The sequence below is a fragment of the Vibrio sp. 10N.247.310.17 genome (assembly GCF_041466605.1).
Classification (GTDB): Bacteria; Pseudomonadota; Gammaproteobacteria; order Enterobacterales; family Vibrionaceae; genus Vibrio; species Vibrio tasmaniensis_A.
In genome coordinates this window covers 50619-71141 of the sequence record NZ_JBFSTC010000011.1, presented here as the reverse complement: position 1 = coordinate 71141, position 20523 = coordinate 50619, and the positions used below count along the sequence as shown (strand labels likewise).

13 protein-coding genes are annotated in these 20523 nt (G+C 44.6%); 5 read left to right on the top strand and 8 right to left on the bottom strand.

Annotated features, from left to right (window positions below):
* The first annotated feature begins 35 nt into the window (after positions 1 to 35).
* From AB6D80_RS05755 to AB6D80_RS05735, 5 genes are all read left to right on the top strand, one after another.
* Positions 36 to 1757, top strand: a complete 1722-nt coding sequence (locus AB6D80_RS05755; protein ID WP_372187956.1) for a glycoside hydrolase family 9 protein — start codon at positions 36 to 38, stop codon at positions 1755 to 1757.
* A 2-nt stretch (positions 1758 to 1759) separates the two neighbouring features.
* Positions 1760 to 2644: an N-acetylglucosamine kinase gene (locus tag AB6D80_RS05750; RefSeq protein WP_017103857.1), complete on the top strand. Its 885-nt coding sequence runs from the start codon at positions 1760 to 1762 to the stop codon at positions 2642 to 2644.
* Between the two features lie 12 nt (positions 2645 to 2656).
* The gene (locus AB6D80_RS05745) at positions 2657 to 4603 is read left to right on the top strand and encodes a beta-N-acetylhexosaminidase (RefSeq protein ID WP_371707422.1); all 1947 of its coding nucleotides are present in this window, start codon (positions 2657 to 2659) and stop codon (positions 4601 to 4603) included.
* 127 nt (positions 4604 to 4730) lie between these two features.
* Positions 4731 to 7136 carry a GH36-type glycosyl hydrolase domain-containing protein gene (locus AB6D80_RS05740; RefSeq protein WP_372187955.1) on the top strand — a complete coding sequence of 802 codons (2406 nt, stop codon included), beginning with the start codon at positions 4731 to 4733 and terminating at the stop codon, positions 7134 to 7136.
* A gap of 74 nt (positions 7137 to 7210) precedes the next feature.
* Positions 7211 to 8623 carry a phosphoglucomutase/phosphomannomutase family protein gene (locus AB6D80_RS05735; RefSeq protein WP_372187953.1) on the top strand — a complete coding sequence of 471 codons (1413 nt, stop codon included), beginning with the start codon at positions 7211 to 7213 and terminating at the stop codon, positions 8621 to 8623.
* Between the two features lie 157 nt (positions 8624 to 8780).
* Here AB6D80_RS05735 and AB6D80_RS05730 read toward each other — a convergent pair whose 3' ends face one another.
* From AB6D80_RS05730 to AB6D80_RS05695, 8 genes are all read right to left on the bottom strand, one after another.
* Complete coding sequence (locus AB6D80_RS05730; RefSeq protein ID WP_009847571.1) at positions 8781 to 9809, bottom strand: ABC transporter ATP-binding protein; 1029 nt, start codon at positions 9807 to 9809, stop codon at positions 8781 to 8783.
* A complete protein-coding gene (locus AB6D80_RS05725) occupies positions 9809 to 11434 on the bottom strand; it encodes an ABC transporter permease (protein ID WP_372187951.1) in 1626 nt (541 codons plus the stop codon). The genes AB6D80_RS05730 and AB6D80_RS05725 overlap by 1 nt, the downstream gene beginning before the upstream one ends.
* 243 nt (positions 11435 to 11677) lie before the next feature.
* A complete protein-coding gene (locus tag AB6D80_RS05720) occupies positions 11678 to 12694 on the bottom strand; it encodes a Fe(3+) ABC transporter substrate-binding protein (protein WP_372187949.1) in 1017 nt (338 codons plus the stop codon).
* A 164-nt stretch (positions 12695 to 12858) separates the two neighbouring features.
* Complete coding sequence (locus AB6D80_RS05715; RefSeq protein WP_372187947.1) at positions 12859 to 14088, bottom strand: ammonium transporter; 1230 nt, start codon at positions 14086 to 14088, stop codon at positions 12859 to 12861.
* A gap of 27 nt (positions 14089 to 14115) precedes the next feature.
* Entirely contained in the window at positions 14116 to 14454 is a 339-nt protein-coding gene (glnK, locus tag AB6D80_RS05710; RefSeq protein WP_004738200.1) for a P-II family nitrogen regulator, read from the bottom strand.
* Positions 14455 to 14679: 225 nt separating this feature from the next.
* Positions 14680 to 15048: a YacL family protein gene (locus AB6D80_RS05705; protein WP_372187945.1), complete on the bottom strand. Its 369-nt coding sequence runs from the start codon at positions 15046 to 15048 to the stop codon at positions 14680 to 14682.
* 265 nt (positions 15049 to 15313) lie between these two features.
* Positions 15314 to 17902: a bifunctional aconitate hydratase 2/2-methylisocitrate dehydratase gene (gene acnB, locus AB6D80_RS05700; RefSeq protein WP_372187944.1), complete on the bottom strand. Its 2589-nt coding sequence runs from the start codon at positions 17900 to 17902 to the stop codon at positions 15314 to 15316.
* 272 nt (positions 17903 to 18174) lie between these two features.
* Positions 18175 to 20514, bottom strand: a complete 2340-nt coding sequence (locus tag AB6D80_RS05695; protein ID WP_372187942.1) for a patatin-like phospholipase family protein — start codon at positions 20512 to 20514, stop codon at positions 18175 to 18177.
* Positions 20515 to 20523: the final 9 nt, after the last annotated feature.

Sequence of the window (20523 nt, the reverse complement as noted above, 5' to 3'; positions counted from 1 at the left end):
TAGCCAATAGAAACTAGGACTGTCGGAGAATATTGATGCTGTTATTGACCAACCATATTGGCTACGAATCCACGGCTCAAAAGCAAGCTATTCTGCAAACGAAGAAAGCTCGCTTATCAAGTACGACTGCACTTTTGGTGTGTGCCGACAACCATATCACTGTCGGAAGTTTTGATGTGGTTAAACAAGGCCGCGTAGCAAATTGGCATCAAGGGCAATTCTTCACTATCGATTTCAGTTCAGTCACTGGATCTGGTCGCTACTACCTACGCTTTGACAATCTGCGCTCTGAAGTATTTGAGATTGGTAGCAACCTATTAATGAACCACACATTTTCTGATGTGCTTCATTACTTTAAGTCACAACGCTGTGGCGGTAGTTTCGACAAAAAAGATCGACAAGCACAAATTATGGGCACTGACAGATACGTCGATGTCCACGGTGGATGGTATGACGCATCAGGTGATGTAAGTAAGTATTTTAGCCACCTATCTTATGGTAACTACCTTAACCCACAACAAATTCCAATGGTCGTTTGGAACATGCTAAAAAGCGTGCGCTTGACTAGCAATAACTCAGACTTTCCTAAATTCTCTATGACTCGTTTAGTGGAAGAAGCCCTATTCGGTGCCGATTTCTTAGTGCGTATGCAAGACGCTGACGGATACTTTTACATGACGGTATTCGACAAGTGGAGTAAAGACATCAATCAACGTGACATCTGCGCATACGCCACTCAAGAAGGTAACAAATCAACGGACTTGCAAGCGGGCTACCGACAAGGTGCAGGTGTTGCTATCGCCGCATTAGCTGCTGCATCTGAACTTGAAACCTCTGGCAGTTACTCGAGCCAAACTTATCTTGAAACTGCCGTTAGCGGTTATTGGCACCTAAAAGAACATAACCTGCAGTACCTAAACGATGGCGAAGAAAACATCATCGATGAATATTGTGCCCTACTCGCTGCCAATGAACTGTACCGAGTAACAGAGGACGAGCAATACCTATTAGAAGCAAGAACTTGGGCTAGTCGCTTGATCGCACGTCAGCAATCTGATGATTCAGTTGAGCACTTTTGGTCAGCTAATGCTGATGGCTCTCGCCCCTATTTCCATGCAGCTGAAGCTGGCCTTCCTGTAATTGCTCTGTGCGAGTACATCGATAATGAAAATGACACTGAGTTGAAAGAACAAGCACGTGTGGTTGTTGAGCAAGCTTGTCAGTTCGAAATCAACCTTACCGACAAAGTCATCAACCCATTTGGCTACCCAAGACAATACGTAAAATCTGTCGATGGTGATAAACGTGATGCCTTCTTCGTCGCTCAACAAAACGAAACTGGCTACTGGTGGCAAGGCGAAAACGCGCGTCTTGGCTCAATTGCGACCATGGCGTACTTAGTTCAACCACACATTCAAAATGCCGATCTTCAAAAGCGCTTAATCCAACTTTCACAAAACAGCCTTGATTGGATTTTAGGATTGAATCCTTACCACATGTGCATGCTTGATGGCCACGGTCATAACAACCCAGACTACCTACCACAGCTTGGTTTTTTCAATGCCAAGGGCGGGATCTGCAATGGCATTACGGCAGGGTTCGAAGACGAACAAGACATCGCATTCAACCCACCAGCACAGAAAGACGACATGCTTCAAAACTGGCGCTGGGGTGAACAATGGATCCCTCATGGAGCGTGGTATTTGCTAGCAACGGCTGCGCAATTCAACTTCCTAGCACAAAGTAAGGAGCAATAATCATGACGCTTTACTACGTAGGTATTGATGGTGGCGGTACATCTTGCCGTGCTCGCATTCGTGATGACCAAGGCAAACTCATTGGTGAAGCGAAAAGTGGCAGTGCCAACATCCTTTTGGGTGTCGATGTTGCAATGAGTTCAATTGTTGATGCGATTACTAAAGCCGCACAACAAGGGCAACTCAACTCTAACGATTTTTCTAATATGCATGTTGGTTTGGCGCTAGCTGGTGCTGAACAGAAGTCAGCATGGCTCGACTTCATGGCACAAGCACACCCTTTCGCAAGTATGACACTCAATACAGACGCCTATGGTGCATGTATTGGTGCACATAATGGCCAAGACGGCGCGATCATGATTGGTGGTACAGGTTCATGTGGTATCTACCTAAACAACGGCGAACAACACGTGGTTGGTGGTCGTGAATTTCCAATTTCTGACCAAGGCGGCGGCGCAGTGATGGGCCTTCGTTTAATTCAGCAAGTTCTACTCGCTGAAGATGGCATTCGTAACAAAACCCCACTGACTCAACATGTTATGAATCATTTCAATAATGATGTTGATGCGATCGTGGCATGGTCAAAAGGCGCGATTCCAAAGGATTACGGTCAATTCTCACCCGTCATTTTTCAACTGGCAAATGAAGGCGATGAACTGGCTATAGAGATGCTTAAGCAGACTGCAGCCGATATCGAAATGTTTGTATTAGCGCTGCATCGAAAAGGCGCTGACAAGGTGTGCTTAATGGGAAGTATCGCTGAGCGTATTCTCAACTGGCTATCACCACCAGTACAACAATGGATCGTTAAACCTCAATTTGACGCTATCGAAGGCGCATTGATGTTTGCCGGCAAGTCACAACACAACTTGTATCAACAGGCTTAGCAGGGAAGTTATATGAATTATCGCATCGACTTAGCTGTTCTTTCTGAACAAAAAAATAACTGCCGATTTGGCCTTACGGTACATAACTTAAGTGACCTCGACGTAAAAGATTGGTCTCTGCACTTTGCATTTGATCGTTTCATCCTTCCAGAGAGTTTATCGCAAGGAGAGCTGACTCAAGTTGGCAGCTTTTGCTCGTTCAAACCAAGTTCTTCAGTATTAAAGGCCAACAACCATTACTACCTTGAATTCAGTATTCAAAGCGCCCCATTCCGCTTCTATTCTGATGGCCTTAACGATGCCTTTATCCAGTCACATCATGATGGAGAAACATCGGTACTGCCTGTCGCGATATCACCCATAGTACTGGCTTCGCCATACCGTGAACGCAATCAAATACCTGAAGTTAACGCTTCTGAGATAGCATTGATTCCTCAACCAAATCAGATCGAACTCAAGCAAGGTAGTTTCGCGCTAAGCTGTGAATGCAAGATTGAGGTTCAATCTCACCTTGCAGATAAAGCCGTCTCTTGGTTGCAGCAAGAGTTACTTTCTACCTTTGAACTGTCGATTTCGAATGACCTTTCAACTGAACTTTCAAAAGACGAAAGCGGCGACATTCTATTTCGCAGCAATCCAACATTAGACGAAGCAGAATACAAACTCCGCATTACTGAACAACAAATAATTGTTGAATCAGGTAGCCAGTCTGGGTTTACACACGCCGTGGCAAGTCTGATTCAATTGATTCAACAACTGGATGCCGAAAATTTTTCTATTCCATGCTGCAAAATCGCCGATCACCCTCGCTTTAAGTACCGAGGCATGATGTTGGATTGCGCGCGTCACTTCCACTCAGTAGAGCAAGTGAAGCGTTTAATCAATCAACTGGCGCACTACAAGTTCAACGTATTTCATTGGCACCTAACTGACGATGAAGGTTGGAGAATTGAGATTAAGAGCCTGCCTCAGCTGACTGAAATCGGCGCTTGGCGCGGTCCTGATCATGCATTAGAACCGCAATACACCCACCTTGCGGATAACTATGGCGGCTTCTACACGCAGCAACAGATTCGTGAAGTCATTGAATACGCAGAGCAACGCAGCATCACGGTGATCCCAGAGATCGATATCCCAGGACACTGTCGCGCCGCAATAAAGTCGCTGCCTGACATGCTGGTAGAGCAAGCCGACACTACTCAATACAAGAGTATTCAGCACTACAACGACAATGTACTAAATCCAGGCTTGCCAGGTACTTATCAGTTCCTAGATGCTGTGATTGAAGAAGTCGCAGAACTTTTCCCTAGCGAATTGATTCACATGGGCGCAGATGAAGTACCACCGGGCGTGTGGACCAACAGCCCTGCCGCTCAAGCACTGATGAAAGAGCACCAGTATCAAGACAGCAAAGACCTACAAGGCCACCTATTCCGCTATGCCGAGAACAAACTCAAACAACTTGGTAAGCGCATGGTGGGCTGGGAAGAAGCACAGCACGGCGACAAGGTGAGCAAAGAGACCATCATCTATTCATGGCTCAGTGAAGAAGCCGCTATCAATTGTGCTCGCCAAGGCTTTGATGTGGTGCTGCAACCAGCACAGTTTACCTATCTCGACATGACCCAAGATTATGCACCGGAAGAACCGGGCGTAGATTGGGCTGCCGTTATCCCCTTAGAACAAGCTTATACCTACGAAGCCCTCGCTGAGATATCTGACACCGATCCAATTCGTAAGCGGATCCGCGGAATTCAGTGTGCTCTATGGTGTGAGATCGTTACCAATCAAAAGCGCATGGATTACATGGTATTTCCAAGAATTAGCGCTTTAGCTGAAGGATGTTGGACACATAAAAACAACCGAAACTGGCTAGATTACCTATCTCGCCTAAAGGGCCACCTGCCATTACTCGACAGACTCAATGTTGATTATCGCAACCCTTGGAAAGCTCAATAAAACGAAACCAAAGCACACTCAAGTCGAGTACTTGCTTCCCCTGATTAAGGTGCTCAGTCAGATTCGACTCAGCATCACTATTTAAAAATTAGCTGCATAGATGCAGTTTGTTAAAAAGGAAATGACAATGAAATACGGCTATTTCGATAACGACAATCGCGAATACGTCATCACTCGCCCTGATGTACCAGCACCTTGGACCAATTACCTAGGTACTGAAAAGTTTTGTACCGTAATTTCGCACAATGCGGGCGGTTACTCGTTCTACAATTCTCCGGAATACAACCGTGTTACTAAATTCCGTCCAAACGGCACCTTCGACCGTCCAGGACACTATGTTTACCTGCGTGATGATGAGACGGGCGATTACTGGTCTATCTCTTGGCAGCCTGTGGCAAAGAGCCTAGATGAAGCGAACTACGAAGTACGCCATGGCCTGTCATACTCTAAGTTCAAGTGTGAATACAGCGGTATTACCGCAACTAAAACGTTATTCGTTCCTAAGGGTGAAGATGCAGAAGTTTGGGACGTCGTGCTGAAGAACAACACTGACAAGCCAAGAACCATCAGCACTTTCTCATTTGTTGAGTTCTCTTTCAGCCACATCCAATCGGATAACCAGAACCATCAGATGTCTCTGTACTCTGCAGGCACGTCTTACCAAGAAGGTGTTCTGGAGTACGACCTGTACTACAACACTAACGACTTTGAAGGCTTCTACTACCTAGCTTCAACTTTCTCACCAGACAGCTACGATGGCCAACGTGACAACTTCCTAGGCATGTACCGTGATGAAGCAAATCCAATTGCGGTTGAAAACGGTAAGTGTTCTAACAGCGCTCAAACCTGTTACAACCACTGTGGTTCTCTGCACAAGCAATTTACGATTCAACCGGGTGAAGAAGTTCGCTTTGCTTATGTACTCGGTATCGGTAAAGGCAACGGTGAACGCCTACGTGAGAAATACCAAGATACAGCAAACGTCGATGCCGCTTTCCAAGGTATCAAAGATCACTGGGACGAGCGTTGCAACAAATTCCAAGTTAAGTCGCCAAACGAAGGCTTAGACACAATGATCAACACGTGGACGCTATATCAAGCGGAAACCTGTGTGGTTTGGTCTCGCTTTGCTTCATTCATTGAAGTCGGTGGCCGTACTGGCCTTGGCTACCGTGATACTGCGCAAGACGCGATCTCAGTACCTCATGCCAACCCACAAATGACCAAGAAACGTATTATCGATCTGCTTCGTGGCCAAGTGAAAGCGGGCTACGGTCTACACTTGTTCGATCCTGATTGGTTCGATCCAGAGAAAGCTGACGTTGAACCTTCAAAATCGCCAACGGTTGTTCCAACGCCTTCAGACGACGATAAGATCCACGGCATTGAAGACACCTGTTCTGATGATCACTTATGGATCGTTCCAACCATCATCAAATATGTAATGGAAACAGGTGAACATGACTTCTTTGATGAAGTAATTCCATACGCAGACGGTGGCGAAGCGACCGTTTACGAACACATGAAAGCGGCACTGAACTTTTCTGCAGAATACGTGGGGCAAACAGGTATCTGTAAGGGCCTTCGTGCAGACTGGAATGACTGTTTGAACCTTGGTGGCGGTGAATCTTCAATGGTTTCATTCCTGCACTTCTGGGCTCTACAAGAATTCCTAGACCTGGCTAAGTTCCGTAATAACGATGCTGACGTTACTAAATACACAGAAATGGCCGCGAACGTACGTGAAGCGTGTGAAACACACCTATGGGATGACGAGGGTGGTTGGTACATCCGTGGTCTGACTAAAAATGGCGATAAGATCGGTACCGCTCAACAAGCTGAAGGTCGTGTACACCTTGAGTCAAACACGCTAGCGGTTCTATCTGGTGCGGTATCTCAAGAGCGTGGCGAGAAAGCGATGGACGCAGTTGATGAGAACTTATTCTCTGAATACGGCTTACACCTAAACTCTCCATCATTTGCTACACCAAATGACGATATCGGCTTTGTGACTCGCGTTTACCAAGGCGTTAAAGAGAATGGCGCAATCTTCTCTCACCCGAACCCATGGGCTTGGGTAGCAGAAGCGAAGCTAGGTCGTGGTGACCGTGCGATGAAATTCTACGACGCACTGAACCCGTACAACCAAAACGACATGATTGAAACGCGTTATGCAGAACCATACTCGTACGTGCAGTTCATCATGGGTAAAGATCATCAAGACCATGGTCGTGCAAACCACCCTTGGTTAACGGGTACCTCTGGTTGGGCTTACTTCGCGGTAACCAACTTTATTCTTGGTGTTCGCACAGGCTTTGAAGGATTAACAGTCGATCCTTGTATCCCGACTGATTGGCCGGAATTCGAGGTTACTCGTCAATGGCGTGGCGCGACTTACAACATCACAGTGCAAAACCCAAATGCAGTAAGCAAAGGGGTTACCTCTATCACTATCAACGGTAAGGCAGTTGAAGGTGCAATCCCAGTACAAGCAAAAGGCAGCGTGAACGACGTTGTCGTTGTTCTAGGCTAGTCACTTAATTTAACGAACAGCTCTTGCCTCAAGTCTTTATCGACTTGAGGCAATGAGACTAAAAGGATTTTCTAATGATTAAATTTGGTACAGGTGGCTGGCGCGCTTTCATTGGTGAAGAGTTCACCAGAGACAATGTTCGCCTTGTAGCGCAAGCGCTCGCTAACATCATCAATAATGAAGATGCAGCCAAGAATGGCTTCGTTATCGGCTATGACCGTCGCTTCCTTTCAGATAAAGCGGCATGCTGGTTTGCAGAAGTACTCGCGGCGAACAACATCAAAGTAAGCTTCATTGATAAGTTCGTTCCAACACCTATCGTGATGTTCCAAGCAAAAGAGATGGGATGTATTTACTCTGCTTGTATTACCGCTTCTCACAACCCAGCGGACTATAACGGCATAAAGGTGTTCATTGAAGGTGGACGCGATGCTGACGAGATCATCACAGAGAAGATCGAACAGCAAATCGCAACACTGACCAACGAAGATGTTATACGAGTCGATTTCGAACAAGCGTTAAACGACAAAGAAATCGAGGTCATCAACCCGATGAACGACTTTGTTGATTCAATCATCAACTTCATTGATATCGACTCGATAAAGAAAGCCAACCTGCGCGTACTGATTGATCCAATGTTTGGTGTTGCAAAAAATGCTCTGCAAACAGTACTGATCAACGGTCGCTGTGATGTCGATGTAATCAACGATGGTAAGAACCCAGATTTCGGTGGCCTAATGCCTTCTCCGAATGCCGCTACGCTCTATCGCTTGAAGCACTTGGTGGCAGCAGAAGGATATGACATTGGTATTGGTACTGATGGCGATGCCGACCGTTTAGGCATCATTGATGAGAAAGGTCACTTCATTCACCCTAACGAAGTGCTACTCCTACTTTACTACTACTTACTGGAATACAAAGGCTGGAAGGGCTCTGTCGTTCGTAATATCGCCACCACGCATCTACTCGACAGAGTAGCGGCAGATCATGGTGAGAAGAGCTTTGAGGTTCCTGTAGGCTTTAAGCATATCAGCTCTCAAATGGAAGCGGATGATTCACTGATTGGTGGTGAAAGCTCGGGCGGTTTAACCATTCGAGGTCACATCAAAGGTAAGGATGGCGTATTTGCTTCAAGCTTACTGGTTGAGATGATCAGTGTAACAGGCAAAAAACTATCTGAGTTACTTGATGAAATCTACTCTAAGTATGGCTATGCCTATACGGCAGAAGGAGATTGCCAGTTTAAGCCTTCAGAGAAAGAAGCCCTCTACACCAAGATTTGCGTAGAGAAACAACTGCCTGAATTTGAATACGACATTGAAAAAGTTAGCTATGAAGATGGCGCTAAAGTGTACTTCAAGAATGGTGGCTGGGTGATCGCTCGCTTCTCCGGAACAGAGCCGTTACTGCGAATCTTCGCAGAAATGGAAGATAAAGACACTGCAGAACGTGTTCTTCAAAAAGTGAAAGACTTCCTCTCTCTATAGACTTATAGAGTGCAGCAGTTTTGAATGGGACTTAACAAACCACTGCCTTGTTAAAGCCTATAGGTGAAGAACTCTTGCCCAGTACTCTGTATCAAAGTGCTGGGCTTTTTTACGAATGCATTTTACTTTTCGGCAGAACGATACTTACTGCGTATCATTAAAACGCCAACACACCTTTGGTATCTACTTTGACGGTGACTGGCATACCAACACCTAGAGCCTCAGAAGACGTTGCTAACAGTTTCTGACCGTTAGCTTCAATCACATAGCGACAGTGGTCGCCCATAAATTGTTGTTCCAACACTGACAGGTTACTGTCGACATCATGACTCGCCACTATATGCTGTGGTCTTAGTAACAACGCACATTCCGCTCCCACTTCGATCTGAGTTTGTGCTTTCGCTTCTATCAGACCCAAGCTCGTTTCAAATTCATTATCTGAAATACGCTTTGCATTCAAGTAGCTACCACCACCTAAGAAATCAGCAACAAACTTACTCGATGGGTGGAAGTACAACTCAGATGCAGAACCATATTGCTCAATCACACCATGGTTCATTACCGCCATTTTATCTGAAAAAGCGAATGCTTCTTCACGGCTGTGCGTTACAAAAATAGCAGTAACACCCTGCTTTTTAAATATTTTACGAATCTGAGAGATCAACTCATGGCGAACTTGAGTATCAATATTTGAGAAGGGTTCATCCAATAACAATAAGTCCGGCTTGTACGCTAAAGAACGAGCAATCGCTACGCGCTGCTGTTGACCACCAGAAAGTTGATGTGGGTATCGGTCACCGAATTCATCTAAGTGAACTAGCTCCAACATCTCTTGAACTTTCTCTTTCTTTTGCTGTTCAGAAAGACCTTTGAGGCCAAAGCAGATATTCTGGTTTACCGTCAAGTGCGGAAACAGGGCGTAATCTTGAAAGATCATTCCGATGTTTCTCTGCTCAGGTGGTAACCAGTTGTCTCCATCGTCGATGGTTTGACAGTTCAAGCTCATGACGCCACTACTCAATGGAAGCAAGCCGGCAATCGCTTTCAGCAGCGTAGTCTTACCACAACCACTGGCACCAAGCAGACAAACAATTTCACCATGCTCAACTTCTAAAGAAAGAGATTCCAAAATAGTTTGGGACTCGTACTTACAAGTCAGATCTTTAATTGATAATGCACAACTCATTAGTGTTTCTGCTCCAAGGAACGGTTTACGATAATCAGAGGAATTAAGCCCACTAACACCAATAATACAGCAGGCATCGCCGCCAACTCTAGGTGCTCATCTGAGGCATAGTTATAAACATAGGTCGCCAATGTTTCGAAGTTGAAAGGACGTAACAGCAATGCCGCATTTAGCTCTTTCATTGATTCGATAAACACCAGTAAACCTGCGATCAACGCGCCGCGTTTAATCAAAGGTAAATGAACACGACGTAACATCTGGTTGGTATTGCAGCCCATTGTTTTAGATGCCATATCCAATGAAGGAGAAACTTTACTCAAGCTACTTTCAATGCTGCCAATTGCAACCGCTGAAAAACGCACGACCATGGCAAAGATAAGTGCAAACATAGAACCAGAGAAGATCAAACCTGGTCCTGTCCATTCCATCACTTTTGCAATGTCGTTGACTAAATGATCCATAAACAAAACTGGGACCATCACACCAATGGCTAACACGGTGCCTGGAACGGCATAGCCCATAGAAGCGATACGCATATAAGCCTGATTTTTCTTACTTGGGCTAACACGTTGATTGAAGTTCACAATCAAAGCAATAACGACACCAATAATTGCAGCAACTACCGAAACATAAAGGCTATTAATGGCATACTCTCTAAATTCCGGGGTCCAGCTTTGAGCAAAATATTTGTAGGCATAAATCATTAACTGGGCAAGAGGGAACAAGAATGCGACACACACCAATCCCCAGCACCAAAACAATGCTAACCACTTCTTCCAACCGGAAAGGTCGTAACGAAAATCTTCACGACTACTGAGTTGATTCTGGAATAATTTCTGTTTGCGACGGCTGTATCGCTCTGAACTCAATAGTAGGATCACAATAACCAGCATGATCGCCGATATTTTCGCAGCAGCCGTTAAGCTTGAGTAACCTAACCAAGTATCGTAAACCGCAGTCGTTAAGGTATTGACTGCAAAGTAACTTACGGTACCAAAGTCACCAATGGTTTCCATTGCAACCAGTGATAGACCGACCGCCATTGATGGACGAACAAGCGGCAAGGAAATACGACGAAAGCTTTCCCAAGGTGAACACTTTAACAACCGAGCGGATTGCAATAAGGAGACGTTTTGCTCCATAAAAGCCGCGCGGCATAGCAAATAAACATAGGGGTAGAGAACAAGTGACAGAACAATAATAGCTCCGAACAAGGTTCTAATGTCTGGGAACCAGTACTCTCCGGGCCCCCAGCCTGTTAAATCTCGTAGCAGAATTTGAACCGGACCAGCAAAGTCGAACCAATCGGTAAAGATATACCCGACAATATAGCCTGGCATTGCTAATGGCAGCACTAACGCCCACTGTAAAACGCGTTCTCCTGGAACACGGCACATTGCCATAATCCAAGCTGACGGAATACCAAAAGCCAAAGACAGGAATAAGGTTCCTATGACTAAAACCACCGTATTATAAGTATAGGTGGGCATTACTGTGGACATAAGATGAGAAAATAGCTCATCAGTTTCTCCAACAGCAGTCGTAAAAATCGCTAAAATCGGTAAAACCAGCAATACAGCAATGATGCAGCTACTGGTGTTCCATAAATCATTCTTTTCTTTCATCGCCTAACTACAACGAGGCTTAATGAAACACAAATGCATTTGCAAATACATCTCATATCCTTTTAATGGGGGGTTATTTATACCCATATACTGTAATGACTTCAAGGTGAGATGCTCATAACTCTGGGGATTAACGGGGAGCTTTGTATCAAAAAGTGATTTTCCAAAACAAAACAACCCCAAGTTACCGAAATGGCGACTTGAGGCTGTCATTTTACTTGGGCCGAAGCCTACAGTAAAAAATTATAGATCGAACTTAACTTCGTCTAGTAGCTTGATTGCAGCTGCGTGGTGGTCAGCAATCTGGTCTAGAGAAATTGTATCAGCTTTGAATTCCCCCCAAGAAGCAACAAGCTCTGAAGGTTTAACATCAGCTTTAACTGGGTATTCGTAGTTCACTTCTGCGTACATGCCTTGCGCCACGTCACCAGATAGGAATTCCATTAGCTTAACCGCGTTCTCTTTATTTGGAGAGAATTTAGCCATTGCCATACCAGAGATATTTACGTGAGTACCTGTTGTCTCTTGGTTAGGGAAGTTAAGGTAAACAGCGTCAGCCCAAGCTTTTTGCTCTTTATCGTTAACCATCTTACCTAGGTAGTAGCTATTACCAAGAGAAACGTCACATAGACCTTCTTTGATCGCTTTAACTTGTGCACGATCATTACCTTGAGGCTTACGTGCTAGGTTTGCTTTTAAGCCTTCTAGCCATTCTTTCGTTTCAGCTTCACCTTTGTGAGCAATCATCGAAGATACTAGAGAAACGTTGTATGGGTGCTTACCGCTACGTGTACAGATTTTACCTTTGAATTCTGGTTTAGCTAGATCAGCGTAAGTGAAATCTTCACCTAGACGACCAACACGGTCACGAGAAGAGTAAACACTACGTGTACGAGTTGTTAGAGCGAACCACTCGTTAGCTGTGTCTTGGTACTGAGCTGGGATATTCTTTTCTAGAACATCACTTTCTACAGCTTGAACTAAACCTTTTTCAGTTAGCTCAGATAGGCGGCTGATATCAACAGTTAATACCACATCTGCTGGGCTGTATTCGCCCTCTTGAGCTAGCTTCTCTGCTAAACCTTTCTTAGCAAACTTAACATTCACCTCGATACCAGTCTCTTTTGTGAACTCATCAAACATAGGTTCAACAAGGAAAGGTTGACGGTAAGAGTATACGTTTACTTCTTCAGCAGCGATTGCAGCCGTTGGTGCGATTGCGCTACATGCTAGAGCTGAAAGAGTTAGCAATTTTTTCATTGGTAAAATCCTTTATATCGAAATGATAATCTATATCAGTTGCGTTATTATATTTATTAAAATATTAATTTCAATGATAGAGCACAAAAAAACCTGCTCATGAGAGCAGGTTTCAAGTGGGTAATATGTAAATATTTGTAAATTATGAATTAATACATAGTGTTCTATTTTACAGACACAAACTCTGGATAAGCACCGACACCACAATCGTGCATGTCCATACCTTCAAGTTCTTCATCTTCAGTTACTCGGATACCGATTGTTACTTTAAGCACTGCCCATACCGCTAGGCTAGCACCGAATACCCATGCAAAGATTACTGCTGCACCCAATAGTTGAGCACCAAACGTTGCATCAGCATTGCTTAGTGGTACAGCCATTAGACCGAAGAAACCACACACACCGTGTACCGATATAGCACCTACTGGATCATCAATCTTAGCTTTGTCTAGAGCGATGATGCTGAATACAACCAATGCACCAGATACAGAACCAATCGCTACAGCAAATAGAGGTGATGGTGATAGAGGGTCTGCAGTGATTGCTACTAGGCCCGCTAACGCACCGTTAAGAATCATTGTTAGGTCTGCTTTACCCCAAGTTGTTTTACATACTAGTAGTGCTGCAATCGCACCTGCTGCAGCTGCTGCGTTGGTGTTAAGGAAGATTTGACCTACTGCTGTCGCGTTCTCAAAGTCAGAAACCATAAGTTGAGAACCGCCGTTGAAACCGAACCAACCAAACCAAAGGATAAATGTACCTAGCGTTGCTAACGGCATGTTTGAACCTGGAATCGGGTAGATTTCACCGTTCTTACCATATTTACCTTTACGAGCACCCAGCAGAAGAACACCCGCTAAGGCTGCTGAAGCACCAGCCATATGTACGATACCTGAACCAGCAAAGTCACTGAAGCCGGCTTCTGATAGGAAACCACCGCCCCAAGTCCAGTAACCTTCCATTGGGTAGATGAATGCTGTTAGCACGACAGAGAAGATAAGGAATGACCAAAGTTTCATTCGCTCAGCAACCGCACCTGATACCACAGACATTGCTGTTGCAACGAAAACGACTTGGAAGAAGAAGTCTGATTCTAATGAGTGGTCTGCACCTTCACCTTGAGTACCAATCAGAGTACCAAATGACGGCAACCAGCCACCTTCGCCGTTATCTACATACATAATGTTGTAACCAACGACTAAGAAAGTCGTACAAGCAATGGCGTACAAACAAATGTTCTTAGTTAAAATTTCTGTAGTGTTCTTTGAACGAACGAGGCCAGCTTCTAACATCGCAAAGCCTGCAGCCATCCACATGACCAACGCACCTGAAATGAGGAAGAAAAAAGTGTCTAGTGCGTAACGTAGTTCCGCTACTGTTGTTGTAAGTTCCATATTAAAGTCTCCAGTCCTTGTAATTCTTTAAAGTGCTTCAGCATCCATTTCACCAGTACGAATTCGTACAGCTTGGCTTAGGTCATACACAAAAATTTTGCCATCGCCGATTTTCCCGGTGTGCGCCGCTTGGCTAATAGCTTCAACAACTCGGTCAACATTTTCAGCTTGGGTTGCAATCTCTAACTTTACCTTTGGTAGGAAGTCCACTTGGTACTCTGCACCACGATACAATTCAGTGTGCCCCTTCTGACGACCAAAGCCTTTCACTTCGGAAACGGTCATACCTTCAATACCAACATCAGAGAGCGCTTCGCGTACATCGTCTAATTTGAATGGCTTAACAATGGCATTTATTAATTTCATATTCTTTCCTTAAATTCTTCACTTAATCCGTTAATACTCTTATTACAATCCAAGTAGCGTGCCAAAAAGTTAAACTATTGATTTTAAATGAAATAAAAATAATACCGTTTTAGAAAAGAAAAAGGCCGCACCAATATGGTGCGGCCTTTTCACTATCTTAATGCGCTGCATTGTCGTTGCTCTAGTTTTGGGCAATGAAGATTTCATGATGCAAAACCATTGCAATTAGTAACCTAAAAAATCAATCCAACGTTCGATTAGCAACTCGAAATCATCGATTCCGCAGCTTGCTTCGCTTTCACAATTATAGAAATCGAACTCACTGCCCTGTTCCATCTCTTGTTCGTGCCCTAGCACATTTTCTTGAATTGTTACGTCGTCTTCACTGATCGCTAGGCTGATCTCTTTGCCTAGTAGCGTCACTTCATTGCTCAGATCTTGTCGAGATTGCTCAATCAACGCCATCACATGATCCAGTTTCTGCTTATCTTTCCCGATCTCTTCTTGAAGCCAGCGGCCAACAATTTCATGACCCATGCTGCACTTTACATAGTACTCGCCCATTAAAGTGTTTCGTGTAAATTCAAATTCCATAAAGGCTCCGCGCACTAATGACAGATAGGGTAAAAAATGAGGCGAGTATATAGCGAAGTCATCAAGAGATCGAGTCGCTCGTCTTCTAACATTCAGACATAAAAAAACGCCTACCGAAGTAGACGCTCTATCATTTGGGTTCCTCTAAATAGTTGGAGTGACAGCTAGGCGACAAGTACGTTCATCCCTATGAGCATAGAAACTCTATGTGATTAGGGTGAACGTACGCAGTCAACAACGCTGCCGCTACAAATATGACGAGGAACTAGGCTGGTTCTTGGAAAATAACCGTGTCCGCTTTTTCCGTGTACTGACCCATTTTATGGAAGTTCAAGTAACGGTAAGTATCGGCAGCGGTTGCATTAATCTTCTCTGCGTACGCTAAGTACTCTTCTTTAGTTGGGATACGACCAAGAATCGCACCAACAGCAGAAAGTTCTGCAGAAGCTAGATAAACGTTCGCTCCATTACCTAAACGGTTCGGGAAGTTACGAGTAGACGTAGACATAACCGTCGAAGCATCAGCAACACGAGCTTGGTTACCCATACATAATGAACAACCCGGAGTTTCAATACGAACCCCAGCACGACCGAAGATGCCGTAGTAACCTTCTTCTGTCAGTTGGTCTTTATCCATCTTAGTTGGCGGAGCAACCCATAGGCGAGTATTTAAAGAGCCATTAAACTCTTCTAGCATCTTACCTGCTGCACGGAAGTGACCGATGTTGGTCATACAAGAACCGATGAACACTTCTTGAATCTCAGTGCCTTGAACGTCAGAAAGAAGACGAGCATCATCTGGATCGTTTGGTGCACATAGGATTGGTTGATCGATGTCAGCAAGATCAATCTCGATAACGTGTGCGTATTCCGCATCTGAATCAGCAGATAGCAACTCAGGGTTCGCTAACCACTCTTCCATTGCGGTGATACGACGCTCAATCGTACGAACATCACCGTAACCTTCAGCGATCATCCACTTAAGCATAACGATATTCGAGTTCAGGTACTCATCGATAGACTCTTGAGATAGCTTAACCGTACAACCAGCCGCAGAACGCTCAGCTGATGCATCTGAAAGTTCAAATGCTTGCTCAACAGATAGGTGCTCAACACCTTCAATTTCTAGTACACGACCAGAGAACTCATTGATCTTTCCTGCTTTCTCTACCGTTAGTAGACCTTGCTTGATACCGTAAAGCGGAATTGCATGTACTAGGTCACGTAGTGTGATACCCGGTTGCATTTCGCCTTTAAAGCGAACCAAGATAGATTCAGGCATATCAAGAGGCATAACGCCTGTTGCCGCAGCAAATGCTACCAAACCAGAACCAGCAGGGAATGAAATACCTAGAGGGAAACGAGTATGCGAGTCACCACCTGTACCTACAGTATCAGGAAGAAGCATACGGTTTAACCATGAGTGGATAACACCATCACCCGGACGAAGTGAAACACCTGCACGGTTCATGATGAAATCAGGCAGTGTATGGTGAGTGTTTACATCAACTGGTTTCGGGTATGCAGATGTGTGACAGAAAGACTGCATCACAAGATCCGCAGAGAAGCCTAGACAAGCCAGATCTTTCAGCTCATCACGCGTCATAGGACCGGTAGTATCTTGAGAACCTACCGTTGTCATTTTAGGTTCGCAGTACTGACCCGCACGCACACCTTCAACGCCACACGCTTTACCTACCATCTTCTGAGCTAATGTGTAGCCTTTATCAGAAGCAGAAGGATCGATTGGTTTAGCAAACAGATCGGTTTCAGCTAGGCCTAGAGCATCACGAGCACGACCCGTTAGGCCACGACCAATGATCAGTGGAATACGGCCACCAGCACGCACTTCATCAAGAAGTACTTTGCTTAGCTCAAAGTTTGAAATCACAGAACCGTTCTTCTGAACAACACCTTCGTACGGGTAGATATCAATGACATCGCCCATGTTCATGTCTTGTACGTTCAGTTCAATGGGTAGTGCGCCTGAATCTTCCATTGTGTTGTAGAAGATTGGGGCAATTTTACCACCCAGACAAACACCGCCAGTACGCTTGTTTGGTACGAATGGGATATCTTCACCCATGAACCAAAGTACTGAGTTTGTTGCCGATTTACGTGAAGAACCTGTACCAACAACATCACCAACGTAAGCCAGTGGAATGCCGTCTTTTTGCATTTCTTCAATTTGATTGATTGGACCAACGCTACCCTGTTCATCAGGAGTAATGCCATCACGTTCCATCTTCAGCATCGCTTTCGCGTGCACTGGGATATCAGGACGTGACCATGCATCAGGCGCTGGTGATAAGTCATCAGTGTTAGTTTCACCGGTAACTTTAAATACTTTAACGGTGATCTTTTCCGCTACTTTGTTTTTCGCTGTAAACCATTCAGCATCAGCCCAAGATTGAAGTACTTGTTGTGCTGAAGCATTACCTGCTTTCGCTTTATCTTCTACATCGTAAAACGCATCGAACATCAGTAGAGTATGAGACAGGGCTTTAACTGCGATTGGAGCAAGCTCAGCATCGTCTAACAGAGACACTAGAGACTCGATGTTGTAACCACCTTGCATAGTACCAAGCAGTTGTGCAGCTTTTGCTTTGCTTACTAGTGGAGAAGCTACTTCACCTTTAGTGATAGCCGTAAGGAAGCCAGCTTTTACGTAAGCAGCTTCATCTACACCCGGTGGAATGCGATTTTCTAGTAGGTCAAGAATGATTTCTTCTTCACCTTGAGGTGGATTCTTTAGAAGTTCAACTAGGCCAGCGACTTGCTCAGCATCTAGTGGTCTTGGGACAACTCCCTCGGCAGCACGTTCTTCGACGTGTTTACGGTAGGCTTCAAGCACGACTTTTTTCCTCTCATTGCGGTTCACTTCTTACCTTCATAATTATTAGTAAAATAAAGAAGCGAACATCCTTGGAAACTTGGCTCTCCATTGCCATTTTTGTCATTCAATTTGTATTGATGAGCGGCATCATAGAGGCCAAACTGTGGGCGGTAGAATAGCAAATTTAACGTTAAATTAAAATCTTATCATTTTGACCAACATAGCAAGTTAAGACGAAAGTCCCACTATTTTTGCCTATTTACGCAGTTAAACGGTGACTCTACGCATGATTATTTGTAGGAAGTACCGACAATCAGATACACCGAATCAAAGTTATCTTCGGTTCGACCATAAGCTAATATGATCGGCCCGATGGGTGAGTCGACACCCGCAAAAACAGAGCCTGCAGTATACATTGGAGCTTCATCCAGTTTTAAGTCATTGTTCGACCAAACACCACCATGTTCAATAGAGGCGCCCACGTAGAACGGTGATTCAAAGAGGCCGAAGTCATTTTCAAACCACTTATAACGGTAGATCAAACTGGTGTAAGCTAAGTTCTGACCGATCAAACTATTTCTTGGAATACCGGATAGATTAAGGAACCCTCCTAGCTCTTTCGGATCAATCGGAAAGACTGAGTTTTTACTTTCTACGATGCCGTAATCAACCTTTGCGACTAAAGTATGCTTTTCAATGCTTTGTGCTGCCATAAAATTGGCCGAAAGTTCAAAGACTGTATCACTCTCAGAAGAGAAATCTGAACCACCATTAGAGCTCTCATTCTCAAAATCGTCATGAGAGATAAGGTACTCTAAATCGACAAAATAACCTTCGGTAGGAAGACTGAAGTTATCCAAAGTATCCAATCTATAACTGGCAAAGGCACCAATACGTTTATAGCCACCACTTCCTAGTGAAGGTAATGATGCCACCTCAATACTGCCATCTGTATAACGTGCACCAAATTTCAGCTCTTGCCACAATGTCGGTTGATAGCCCAATGCAAATTCACTCAGATACTCTTGATAAGACATTGGTAAGTAGTCTTTGGTTGCATCCAGTGTAGGTTCTCCAATCTCGCCGATTCCTGCTGGCAGGTTTCGATTCTGGTTGCTGTAAGCAATAGACACAGATGTGAACAACTTTTGACTCGAAAAGAATGGTGAGAAGAGTTCCGCCTCAATGCGTTTGTCCGTTCCCATCTCGATATTAGTTCTTAGCTCTGCACCATGCTTATTAATATCGGTAAAGTTGGCAGAGACACCGAGCGAGTACTGGCTGGTTGTAGAGAAATCATCTTCAAGAAAGAATCGAAAATTGAGGTAGTTTGGACCCCAAGATTTTTCGTTCACATCGACCAGCAGTTGATCCTCACCATCAACATTTTCAAATTCATAAGTAACCAACTCGAACCGATCTAAGGCATAAAGATCTTTCACTTTAGATTCGATTTCACTGGTTTTAATAACCTGACCAGAATCGAGGTTTAAACGATTTTCGATTAACTTATCTGAATAGTGGGTGTTGTTGTTAATAATAACTCTATCAACGACAGTCTGGTCGCCATGTTTTAGCTGCTTTCGAGCTTGCTGTTTCTGATCAATATACTTTTGATAGTCTGCGTTAGAGAGCGCCAACTTAGAAAGCTGATCCGTATACTGCCTTGTTGCTTCGTATCCAGCATGATAAGCCGTCGGCATTTTATCGAACTCGGTGGTCTCCATTTGCCCAACATCAGGACGTAGGAAAAAATCATCGTCTGTTAACGTCGCGGCTTGCTCTTGAGTGCTGCGTTGAACAAGGTAATTAGAGAGTTGGTCTGCTGCGGCTAAAAAGTTAGTGAAGTCTTCTTTGCTTTTGTAGTTAGTACTGATATCAATCGCAATAACTATGTCAGCACCCATCGCTCTAGTAACATCAACAGGCATGTTATTGGTGACACCACCATCGACCAACATTCGCCCATCAACTTCATAAGGAGGAAGTGCTCCAGGTACTGACATACTCGCCATCATCGCATCAACAAGGTGACCATGATCGATCACGACTTCTTCAAGGTCGATAATATCGGTTGCGACAGAGCGATATGGAATAGCGAGGCTGTCGAAAGAATCGAGGGGAGATAAATTACCAGTGGTCTCGCGCAGAATACGCAACATATTCTGACCTTGAACCACACCTTTTCTGGCTTTGATTTCGCCCCAACCTAAACCGAGATCGGTATTCAGTTGATAACGGTCTTCATATTCTTTGTCTCGCACACGGCGATCACTACGGTTAACGCGATCGCGATAACCACGATTCCAATCAACCGTATAAATAAAGCTCTCGATCTCATCGGCGCTCATCCCTGTCGCATAAAGACCACCAACGTATGCGCCCATGCTGGTACCGGTAATGTAATCAACCGGAATTTGCATCTCTTCTAGGGCTTTAAGCACACCGATGTGAGCCGCACCTTTTGCCCCACCACCAGCAAGAACGACAGCAACGGTTGGCCTTTTATGAGCTTGTTTAAGTTCAACATGTTCTGATGAATCAACCTGTGCTGCAGTAGCGGCAAACAGTTGAAAACTGATCACAGTACCGACAATAGCCAAGCTACTCACTAACCAACGAGAAATCATTATCTAAAC